Annotated in this window: 10 protein-coding genes; 5 read left to right on the top strand and 5 right to left on the bottom strand. The window is 62.4% G+C overall.

Going from position 1 to position 10,151, the window contains the following annotated elements; translation table 11 throughout:
- Window positions 1-260 precede the first annotated feature (260 nt).
- From treZ to P7F60_RS22555, 3 genes are all read right to left on the bottom strand, one after another.
- Window positions 261-2,246 (bottom strand): malto-oligosyltrehalose trehalohydrolase, encoded by a 1,986-nt coding sequence (gene treZ, locus P7F60_RS22565; protein WP_277919947.1) that lies wholly within the window; start codon window positions 2,244-2,246, stop codon window positions 261-263.
- A gap of 16 nt (window positions 2,247-2,262) precedes the next feature.
- Window positions 2,263-3,117, bottom strand: coding sequence for a BON domain-containing protein (locus P7F60_RS22560; RefSeq protein WP_277919936.1), 855 nt, complete (start codon window positions 3,115-3,117; stop codon window positions 2,263-2,265).
- A gap of 200 nt (window positions 3,118-3,317) precedes the next feature.
- Window positions 3,318-3,821 (bottom strand): sigma-70 family RNA polymerase sigma factor, encoded by a 504-nt coding sequence (locus tag P7F60_RS22555; protein ID WP_277919935.1) that lies wholly within the window; start codon window positions 3,819-3,821, stop codon window positions 3,318-3,320.
- Between the two features lie 159 nt (window positions 3,822-3,980).
- Here P7F60_RS22555 and P7F60_RS22550 point away from each other — a divergent pair, with 159 nt between their 5' ends.
- The 3 genes from P7F60_RS22550 to P7F60_RS22540 all read left to right on the top strand — a co-directional run bounded on the left by P7F60_RS22550 (window position 3,981) and on the right by P7F60_RS22540 (window position 5,254).
- On the top strand, window positions 3,981-4,370 hold the full coding sequence (locus P7F60_RS22550; RefSeq protein WP_277919934.1) for a hypothetical protein: 390 nt from the start codon (window positions 3,981-3,983) through the stop codon (window positions 4,368-4,370).
- Between the two features lie 145 nt (window positions 4,371-4,515).
- Window positions 4,516-4,689, top strand: a complete 174-nt coding sequence (locus tag P7F60_RS22545; protein ID WP_277919933.1) for a hypothetical protein — start codon at window positions 4,516-4,518, stop codon at window positions 4,687-4,689.
- 7 nt (window positions 4,690-4,696) lie between these two features.
- Window positions 4,697-5,254 (top strand): DNA-3-methyladenine glycosylase, encoded by a 558-nt coding sequence (locus P7F60_RS22540; protein WP_277919932.1) that lies wholly within the window; start codon window positions 4,697-4,699, stop codon window positions 5,252-5,254.
- Between the two features lie 9 nt (window positions 5,255-5,263).
- Here P7F60_RS22540 and P7F60_RS22535 read toward each other — a convergent pair whose 3' ends face one another.
- Window positions 5,264-5,518 (bottom strand): hypothetical protein, encoded by a 255-nt coding sequence (locus tag P7F60_RS22535; RefSeq protein WP_277919931.1) that lies wholly within the window; start codon window positions 5,516-5,518, stop codon window positions 5,264-5,266.
- 177 nt (window positions 5,519-5,695) lie between these two features.
- Between P7F60_RS22535 and P7F60_RS22530 the strand changes: the two genes are divergently transcribed.
- Window positions 5,696-5,935, top strand: a complete 240-nt coding sequence (locus P7F60_RS22530; protein ID WP_277919930.1) for a DUF2934 domain-containing protein — start codon at window positions 5,696-5,698, stop codon at window positions 5,933-5,935.
- Window positions 5,936-6,132: 197 nt separating this feature from the next.
- Window positions 6,133-7,608 (top strand): glycogen synthase GlgA, encoded by a 1,476-nt coding sequence (gene glgA, locus P7F60_RS22525; RefSeq protein WP_277919929.1) that lies wholly within the window; start codon window positions 6,133-6,135, stop codon window positions 7,606-7,608.
- A 67-nt stretch (window positions 7,609-7,675) separates the two neighbouring features.
- On the opposite strand, the gene glgX is transcribed toward glgA, so the two are convergent.
- The gene (gene glgX, locus P7F60_RS22520; RefSeq protein WP_277919928.1) at window positions 7,676-9,763 is read right to left on the bottom strand and encodes a glycogen debranching protein GlgX; all 2,088 of its coding nucleotides are present in this window, start codon (window positions 9,761-9,763) and stop codon (window positions 7,676-7,678) included.
- Window positions 9,764-10,151 lie beyond the last annotated feature (388 nt).

The raw sequence follows: 10,151 nt of genomic DNA, 5'->3' as shown, positions 1-10,151 counted from the left end.
ACCCAACAACAAAAGCAAACCGCCCTCGCCGCCAGAAGCGCTCCCGCCGCCGCCGATGAACGGGCTTATAGAACCACCCCACCCAAACAGTCAACATCGCGCCGTCAAAAAAATGAAGTAAAATTATAAATGACTGGTTTTATTGAGCAATTTCGTATTCTCGTCTTTGGTCTGCGACAATGCCGATGTTCAGGCCAATTTAAGCCAGGCAATATCGGCCGTCCGGGTTTGTCGAATGGTCAAACTCCTGTCCCGTGTCGTCACCTCAAGGCGAAGGCTATAGAGGATGGGGGAAGCTCGCTGTCCTTGCGCAAAATCTCATGCGTTTGCGGGGGCCAGCTGAACAGGATGTCGCCGCGCACGGCCGGCACCGAGCGGCGATCGGACGAAAAATTGGCGCGCAGTTCCAATCGTTTTTCGCCCAGAATCCAGTTTATGGCGATGACGCCTTCTTCGGCCACCAGAACCTCCCCGGAATTGGCGCCGGCTTTGGGCAGCAGCGGAATGATATGGCGGCGGCGCAGCGCCAGCAGTTCGCGAACGAAATCCAGGCGGGCTCGACCGTCCAGGCGATCGCGGCGGTCCCAGTCGAGCGTCGAGGCGCGCCGGGTTTCGACGCTCAAGGGATCGGGAATATCGTCCGCGGTCTTGCCGTCTGCAAAGCCGCCGAAACGTTCGGCTTCTTCATGGCGGCCGTTGCGCACGCTTTCCCCGAGCTTGCCGTCGAGATCGCTGAAGAAATAGAAAGGGGCGGTCTCTCCGTACTCCTCGCCCATATAGAGCAGCGGGATCTGCGGGGCGAGCAGCAGCAGGGCGGTCAGCAATTCCACCGTTTCGGGCTCGGTCAAGACGGTCAGCCGCTCGCCGAAGGCACGGTTGCCGATCTGGTCGTGGTTCTGGATGAAATTGACAAAGGCGACCGGCGGCAGATGCGCGCTTTCTTCACCGACAGGGGCGCCATCACCCGAGGGTGGCGTCTCGCCCTGATAGACATAACCTTCCGCCAGGCCACGGGCGAGCTTGCGCCAGGGCTCTTCGACATAATTGGCGTAGTAGCCTCGCCCCTCGCCTGTGGCGATGACATGGGCGACATGATGGAAATCGTCGTTCCATTCACCGTCATAGAGCAAAGCCCTGCCCTCTCCGTCGCGCTCGTGCAGCGCGGTGATGTTGCGCACATCCTCGGTCGTCAGGTGAATGTGGCGGTCGGGAAAGGCGGCGCGGATGCGGCGGGCCATTTCGACCAGCAGATGCACGTCCGATTGCTCGTCGATGATATGGTCGATGGCATCGAAGCGCAGGCCGTCGAGGCGGTATTCCTCCAACCAGTAAAGCGCGTTGTCGATGAAGAAATCACGCACCGGCGGCCGGCTGTAGTCGATGGAGATGCCCCAGGGCGTCGAGCGGTCCTTGAGGAAGAAATCGGGCGCATAGGCCGAGAGATAGTTCCCGTCCGGCCCGAAGTGATTGTAGACCACGTCGAGGATCACCGTCAGCCCCAGCCGGTGCGCGGCATCGATAAAGGCCTTCATCTCATCCGGCGTGCCGTAATCGCGATGCGGAGCGTAGAGATAGACGCCGTCATAACCCCAGTTGCGATCCCCGGGGAAATGGGCGACCGGCATGATCTCGATGGCGGTGATCCCGAGTTGCGCCAGTTCGCCCAGCCGCGCAGCGGCGGCGTTAAACGTGCCTTGCGGAGTAAAGGTGCCGATATGCAACTCATAAAGCACGGTCTCGTGCCAGGGGCGACCGGCCCAATCGACGCTCTGCCAACGATAGGAATGCGGATCGACGATGGTCGATGGCCCATGTTGATCGGCCGCCTGCGCCCGCGCGGCGGGATCGGGGACAACCATTCCGTCATCGAGGACGAAGCCATAGGCGGAGCCCGGCTGGACTTCGGCGAGCGCGATCTCGAACCACCCGTCCGTCGTTTTGGTCATCGGATGGTCGCGACCGCCCATCCTGAGGGCAAGCCTTTGCTGGCTCGGCGCCCAAAGACGAAAACGGCAGAGGCCATTGTCGAGAAGATCGGCGCCCCAGCTTTTTTCGACGCGCCGGCGTTGGCCGTCCCTGGCAGGATTGAGGGGGGATAGGGCAGAAGCAGTCGAGAGAGGCGAAATCTGCACGGTGTCTCCATCAGCTTGTGGGCGAGATCGGGGAACTCGGGCCACGCCGGAATTGTTCCCGCAGCGGGGCGGCAAAACGACGCCCCCGCAAATGGCGGGGGGCGCGGCTTCCATCATGCCGATCAGCCGCTCACATCAGGCGGCGGCTGGCGGTGGGGTCGGTCGGGGCGGTCTCCGCCGATGACGTCGTCTGCTCGGATGTGGATTTGACCCGCAGGTTGTTCTGGACATGGCTGACGCCGGAGACACGCTCGGCCAGATCTTCGGCGCGGCGCTTGTCGAAGCGGCTGGAGACATGGCCTGACAGCGTCACCTCGCTCTTGCTGACCGCCACTTCGATGTCGGAAGCGTCCAGCGACGGGTCGTCGCTCAAGCGATCGTTGACGTCTTCAAGGATGCGGGTGTCGGAGCGCTGGTAGTTGCGCGGTCCCTTTCCCCGGAACTGGTCGGCACGGCGGCGGCTTTCGGCCTGCTCGTCGCCGAACCAGGAAGCAACCTCATCGCCGGCGCGATCCAGGAAACCGCGTTGTTCGCCGCGATAGCGGTCGCGCTCCATGGCGTCTCGGTCCCGATTGTCGCTATCGCGGCCATGGGAATAGTCGCCGCGCGCAGCGACGTCACGGTAGCGGGCGTCGCGCTGGCCGGCATAGGAGGAGCGCATGTCGCGACTGGTGCCGCGGCCGGCATTGTAGCCGGCATCGCCGTAGCCACGATCCCAGTCACGTTCATCGGTGGTAAAGCTGCCGCCACGACCGTAATGCGGCGCGTTCGGCTGGTTGCGCAGGCCTTGGTTTTCCTGGTCGCGGCTCCAGCCGCGCGCCATGGACGGCCTGTCGCGGTCGCCATACTCGCCGAAGTCGTAATATTCGCCGCTGCGGCCGTAATATCCGCCTTCAGAGGAGCCACGTTCCCGCACATCGTGATCGCGCTCGTGGCGCGCGGGATCCTGCTGATATCCTCCGGAGGAATAGGGATTGTTTGCCATTGCGTGTCTCCTTCAATTGGTGCCCTGTCATCTTCGATCAGAACGAGGGCCCAACTGCGCTGCCCATGGCTTGTTCCCGAAAATATCCAAAAACCGGGACGGCCAAAGCATTTCCAGCGGCAGCGGAATCGCCTCGGCGTCGGACAATGCGGCAAAAAAGATAGGGTATTTCCGGTAAACCCGCGCTCACCGGAAATACCCTAGATCTCCTCGCCGAGCTCCAGCAGCAATTGCCGGCGGGCGCGATTAAGGCGACTTTTCACCGTGCCGATCGCGCAATCGCAGATCTCCGCCGCCGTCTCGTAGCTTTCGCCGAGAACGACGACGAGGGTGAGGATCTCGCGATACTGGTCGCCGAGCTTGCTGAAGGCGACCTCGACCTCGCGGGCCCGGGCGCTCCATTCCTGGGTCGCGTCGAGGCGCAAGCTGTCGCTGGCGCAGTTCTCGAGGCCAGGCACCTCGCGGCTGCTGATCTTCACACGCGTATAGAAAGTGTTGCGCATGATGGTGAACAGCCAGGATTTCAGGCGTGTTCCCGGCTCGAACTTGTCGAGATTGGCGAGCGCCTTGACCAGCGTTTCCTGCACGAGATCGTCGGCGTCGACCGGATCACGGCAGAACGTCCGCGCGAAGGCGCGCAAGGCCGGAATGAGCTTGACGATATCATCCCGTGCGAGTTCAACGCTCGGCTGTAGTTCTGACACCGTTTATGACCTTTCAGCGTGCGGGGAGGTGACGAACCTCAACGTGGCTTCGCGAAATTGGTTCCGGGCCGAACGGGAACCAACAATAGCGTTTCCGCGTTTGCCTTGCGAACGGTTCCGATGGGGACCACATGCCATGCGGGTCAAGGAGGGCATCCAGTGCAGATCGTCGGAACGCAGGTCCTACCGGAAGCGGGTGGCAAGAAGGGGTATACCGTCGAATTCGTCGGCGAGCACGGTGATGTCGTCTCCGTTTCGCTGCGCAGCGACAGCGACGTCAGCCGCGCCAATGCACTGGCGAAGGCCAAGGCTTTCCTGAAGCAGATCATCGAAAACGACGACCTACCCGAGGCCGAGGACCAGGCCAATGCGGGGAAAGGCCCCGATTTATCGGTTCGCGTGACCGCAAGGCGGAGTCGTGACGAGGCTGAAATCGAGGAACAACTCGACGAGGGTTTGGAAGAGACGTTTCCGGCCAGCGATCCCGTGTCGATAACCACGACGGCGATCCCGCGCGGCACACCGCCGCCGCCGCGCGACCCGCATTGATCTGACCGGCCATCCCGTTGAAACATCCAGGCATTGCATCCGTGCAACGCCAGTCAAATGCTTTTTGCGCCTTCGCGTATCCGCCTTGCCCACCCTTCGCCTTGTCGTCATAGTCGGGATCGGAGGGAATGGAGCAAGGATAGCGATGACGGATTTGCAGAAGGAAACGGCCGAACGAGCGGAAGCCCATGTGGCCCTGCTGCTCGACCAGATCGAAAAGGAAGCCGTGCCGGCCCGCCTGCTGGATCTGGCGATGAAGCTTCAACAAGCCCTTCACGACCGTCACGCCCGCGTCGAAAATGCCGACCAGGGCGCCTGAGCCCGCGATGACCTCACTTTCCCTGCAGTCTTTTTTCGATCGCGATGCTGTCGATGTCGCGCACGACCTTGTCGGCTGGTTCCTGACCGTCGATGGAATCGGCGGAGTGATCGCCGAGACGGAGGCCTATCGGCGTGACGATCCGGCCTCGCACAGCTTTTCCGGCCCGACGCCGCGCAACGCCGCCATGTTCGGGCCGCCGGGACATGCCTATGTCTATCGGTCCTACGGCATTCACTGGTGTTTGAACTTTGTCTGTGCCGAAGCAGGCGCCGTGCTGGTTCGCGCGCTGGTGCCGGATGCCGGGCTGGAGCGCATGATCGAGCGGCGCGCGACCGACCGCCTGGCGGCGCTGTGCAGCGGCCCGGGCAAATTATGCGCGGCGCTGGCGGTCGACAAGCGTCACGACGGCCTGCCGCTGGACAAGGCTCCCTTCTTTCTGCGCCCCGGCGAGCCCTGTGAGGTCGCGGTTTCCAAACGCATTGGGATCACGAAAAATGCCGAAGCACCCTGGCGCTTCGGCATTGCCGGTTCGTCCTTCGTCAGCAGGCGTTTCAAGCCCTGAGCGTGCCGATCAGTGCGAGATGGCGTTGGAACCGGCCTGAGCCATCGCCCGCCCGCGCCGTGGCGACGCAACGGCGGACATCGCGCCTCTCAGCGTCTGCGAACGCAAGACAATACGGGCGCCGTCGCTTTCGCGCTGCTCGCAGTAGGCGCTGGCTGCCTGCAATGCCAGATCGTAGCAGGGATAAGACGCGGAATGGTAGCCATCGGCAACGAATACCCAACCGTTGTCCGCCGGCAGGATATCGCAATAGACATGAGTCATGGGGGTCTCCTTCCGCCGCTTCCAACGAAGGAGCCGTGAAGTTGTTCCCCGTATGGGGTAAGATTTTTCATGCAGGCCGTTTTTGTCGCACCGCGGAATCTTTCCAACCGCCGCGCTCTATGGAACTATCGTCATGCGTCGTCGTTAAGATGCGTCATGACACGGGGAGATCGATCCATGACGGAATCCGTCTATGAACGCGTAAAAAAACGTGCCTACGAACTTTGGGAAGAAGAAGGCCGGCCCTGGGGCAGGGACATGATCCATTGGGAACGCGCCCACCAGGAAATAGCTGCCGGCAACGAAGCGGCGCCCCCTATCCGCGTCGCCTCCGTCGAGACGGCGGACATCGTCGCAAGCGAGGCGGTCGCGACGGCCAAGGGACCGGCCAAGCGTGCATCGCGAAAGGCGGGCTGAGCGTCGACGCCGTTCCGCATCGGTGAAGCCAAAGCCCTCGGGAAAATTTCCAGACGGCGGAACACGCATACGGAACGGGCGTTGAACCATTGCCGTACCCGTTCCAGCGATGAACACCGATGGCGAAGCGCTGATGCGTCTTCGCCCGTTCCCTGCTGTCCCGATGACTGGTCTATCGTTATACAAGGGGATTGTTCATGCAGATCTTGTCCGTGGCATCGGAAGTCTTTCCTCTGGTGAAGACCGGAGGTCTCGGCGATGTCACGGGGGCCTTGCCCAAATATCTTCGCCGTTTCGGCATCCAGATGAAAACCCTGGTGCCCGGCTATCCCGCGCTTTTGCGCGCCGTCAAGGCTATGGAACCGGTGGTGCAGTTCGACGAGCTGTTCGGCGGGCCAGCGACGCTTTTGCAGGCGCGCGCCGCCGATCTCGACCTGCTGATCCTGCATGCGCCTGCGCTCTACGAGCGCGGCGGCGGCCCCTATATCGATGATCAGGGCAATGATCATCCCGACAACTGGAAACGCTTCGCCGCCCTTTCCGCCGTCGCCGCCGAAATCGCCGGCGGGCTGATGCCGCAATGGTGCCCGGATATCGTCCACACTCATGACTGGCAATCGGCGCTGGCCAGCGTCTACATGCGCTACAGCCGGGCAAGACATGTGCCGAGCGTGCTCACCGTGCACAATCTCGCTTTCCAAGGCCAGTTTTCGGCCGGCATCCTGCCGGCGCTCGGCCTGCCCCCGGAAAGCCATGGCATCGATTGCCTGGAATATCACGGCGATATCAGCTTCCTCAAGGGCGGGCTGCAGACGGCGAACGCCATCACCACCGTCAGTCCCACCTACGCCCGCGAGATCCTGACGGCCGAATTCGGCATGGGGCTGGAGGGTGTGCTCAATGCCCGCGTCCGCGATCTCGTCGGCATCGTCAACGGCATCGACACCTCGATCTGGGATCCGGCCAGCGATGCGGCGCTGGTCGAACGCTACGATTACCTCGACATCACCCCGCGCCTTGCCAACCGCGCGCGCCTGCAGACGGAATTCGGGCTCGATTCCGACGATTGCCCGATCTTTGCGGTCGTCAGCCGCCTGACCTGGCAGAAGGGCATGGACATGCTCGCCACCGTCGCCGACGATCTCGTCCATCGTGGCGGCAAGCTGATCGTTTTCGGGCGCGGAGACCACGATATCGAGGATCGACTGGCGGGCGTGGCGCTGCGCCATCCCGGCCGCGTCGCCGTACGCCTCGGTTACGACGAGCACACGGCCCATCTCATCCATGGCGGATCGGACGCTATCGTCCAGCCCTCGCGCTTCGAGCCCTGCGGCCTGACGCAGCTCTATGCGCTGCGTTATGGCAGCGTGCCGGTCGTCTCCCGCACCGGCGGCCTGTCGGAAACCATCATCGACGCCAATGACGCCGCCATGTCGGCCCGCGTCGCCACCGGCTTCCAGTTCCATCCGGTCAACGAGGACGGGCTGAAGCTGGCGCTGCACCGCGCCATCGCCGCATTCCGCGATCCGCGCCTGTGGACAAGGCTCCAGCATCAGGGGATGCGCGCGCGTTTCTCCTGGGAGCGCAGCGCCGAGCGTTATGCCGACCTCTATGCCGCCCTGCTCGTGGCGCGTGACGGCTCACACACACCCGCCTCCCGCGCCCTCGGCTGATTTCCTTCTCTCATGCAAAAGCCCGGACCGTGGGTCCGGGCTTTTGCATGTCCTGTGACGAAATGATTTACGCTTTGCGGAACAGCGCGAGGCTGCGGTTTTCCAGTTCGAAAGCGGCACCGCCGGTAAACCGGTCGCCGGAACGATCCGGATCTGCGGTGGTCAGTTCCAGTTGCCATTCGCCCTCCTGAGGCGACGGCAGCGTGAAAGGCACCATCCCGTCATGCGGATTGAACAGCAGCATGGCCTCGCGCCATATGCCCTCGCCTTCAACCTCATCATGCAGATGGAATTGGACGCCGATGGTGGTGCCGCCGGGATCGTTCCAATGTTCCTGCGTCTGCTCGCCGCCGTTGCAGTTCAGCCAGGTGATCGACATGGTGTTGCGCCAGCTTTCGCGGCGGAACAGCGGCTGTTCGGCGCGGATCGCCGTCAGGCGGCGGGTGAAGTCGCGCAAGGCGTCCGCCGAGGGCGGCAGGTTTTCCCAATGCAGCCAGCTGATCTCGCTGTCCTGGCAATAGCCGTTGTTGTTGCCGAGCTGGCTGCGGCCGAACTCGTCGCCGGCAAGCAGCATCGGCGTGCCGTGCGACAGCAGCAGCGTGGCAAGAAAATTGCGTTTCTGCCGCTCGCGCACCGCATTGATGCCGTCGTCATCGGTCGGCCCCTCGGCGCCGTAATTGAAACTGCGGTTATGGTCGTGGCCGTCATTGTTGTCCTCGCCATTCGCCTCGTTGTGTTTCTCGTTGTAGGAAACGAGGTCGTTGACGGTGAAGCCGTCATGGGCGGCGATGAAATTGATGGTGGACCAGGGGCGGCGGCCGCGCAGGTCGTAGATGTCGCCTGACCCGAGAAGGCGTGCGGAAAAATCAGGCGCCGTGCCGTCGGTATCCAGCCAGTATTCGCGCACGGTGTCGCGATAGCGGTCGTTCCATTCGGCCCAACCAGGCGGGAAGCCGCCGAGCTGATAACCGCCCGGCCCGACATCCCAGGGCTCGCCGATCAGCTTCACCCTTGACAGGACCGGATCCTGGGTCATGACGTCGAAGAAGCCGCCGCGCTGGTCGAAGCCATCCGGCTCGCGCCCGAGGATGGTGCCGAGATCGAAGCGGAAACCGTCGACATGCATATGCTCGACCCAGTAGCGCAGCGAATCGGTGATCAGCTGCAGCACGCGCGGATGCGAGGTGTTGACCGTGTTCCCGGTGCCGGTGTCGTTGATGTAGTAACGATGATCGTCCGGCATCGTCCGGTAATAGGAGAAATTGTCGATGCCCTTGAACGACAGCGTCGGCCCAAGTTCGTTGCCCTCGGCCGTGTGGTTGTAGACCACGTCGAGGATGACCTCGATGCCGGCATCGTGGAAGGCGCGCACCATGTCGCGAAACCCGTTCATGCCGCGCGGCCCGTAATAACGCGAGGCGGGCGCGAAGAAGCCGAGCGTGTTGTAACCCCAGTAATTCTTCAGGCCGCGTTCGAGCAGATGCGAATCGTCGGGAAATTCATGCACCGGCAGCAATTCGACCGAAGTAATGCCGAGGCTCTTGATGTAATCGACCGCAGCCCTGTGGCCGAGCCCCTCATATGTGCCGCGCAGCTCCTGCGGGATCGCCGGATTGAGCTGGGTGAAGCCCTTCACATGGGTCTCGTAGATGAGCGTGCGTGGCCAGGGGATATCGGGGCGCGTGTCGCCGCTCCAGTCATAGGCATTCGGATCCACCACCCGGCACTTCGGCATGCCGGCGGCGCTGTCGCGCTCGTCGAAGGTCAGATCCTTGTCCTCATGCAGGAGGTCGTAGCCGAACAGCGCCTCCGACCACTTGATCTCGCCGGCGAGTTCCCGCGCGTAAGGATCGATCAGCAGCTTGTTCGGGTTGAAGCGGTGGCCGTTGCCGGGATCGTAGGGGCCATGGACGCGATAACCATAGAGCGCGCCGGGCTTCAGGCCGGGCACGAAACCATGCCAGATCTCGTTGGTGAATTCCGGCAGGGTCAGCCGGGCGATCTCGTTTTCGCCGCTGTCGTCGAACAGGCACAGCTCGACGCGCTCGGCATGGGCGCTGAACAGCGCGAAATTGACGCCCTCCCCCGTCCATGTCGCGCCCCGCATCGTCCAGTCTCCGGGAAGGATGGAAAAATTGCCATTCGTCGATACCATGAAATCTGCCCCGCGTTGTGTCGCGCTGTAAAAGGCGCAACCGCGGCATTGGTTCCCGCCATCCGGCAAATTTCAACCGATTCGACTGGCGGCGGCGCAAGCAACCTTTCGCCGAACCGGAAGACGCGACGCAACCGTTCGCTGTGATTCGCATGGGAGACCGGACAATAAGCCCGCGAATTGGTCGGGAATAGAAAATTGACCGCGCAATCTGCTGGAAATCGATCCATTTTTTCAGCACCAAGTCATATTTTCGCCGGTTTGGGAAAAAATATCCAGAAACAGGACCGTTTCTGTGGACATCGGTGCCTTGCCTGTCTTACAGTCGCGTCCGACGCCACGGCATCGCAAGGGCACCCCACGAAGCATTGTAACCATTGGAGGATCG

This window comes from Rhizobium sp. YJ-22 (assembly GCF_029601685.1).
GTDB lineage: Bacteria > Pseudomonadota > Alphaproteobacteria > Rhizobiales > Rhizobiaceae > Metarhizobium.
Note: the sequence above shows the minus strand (reverse complement) of the source record. Positions and strands in the feature narration are given on the sequence as shown.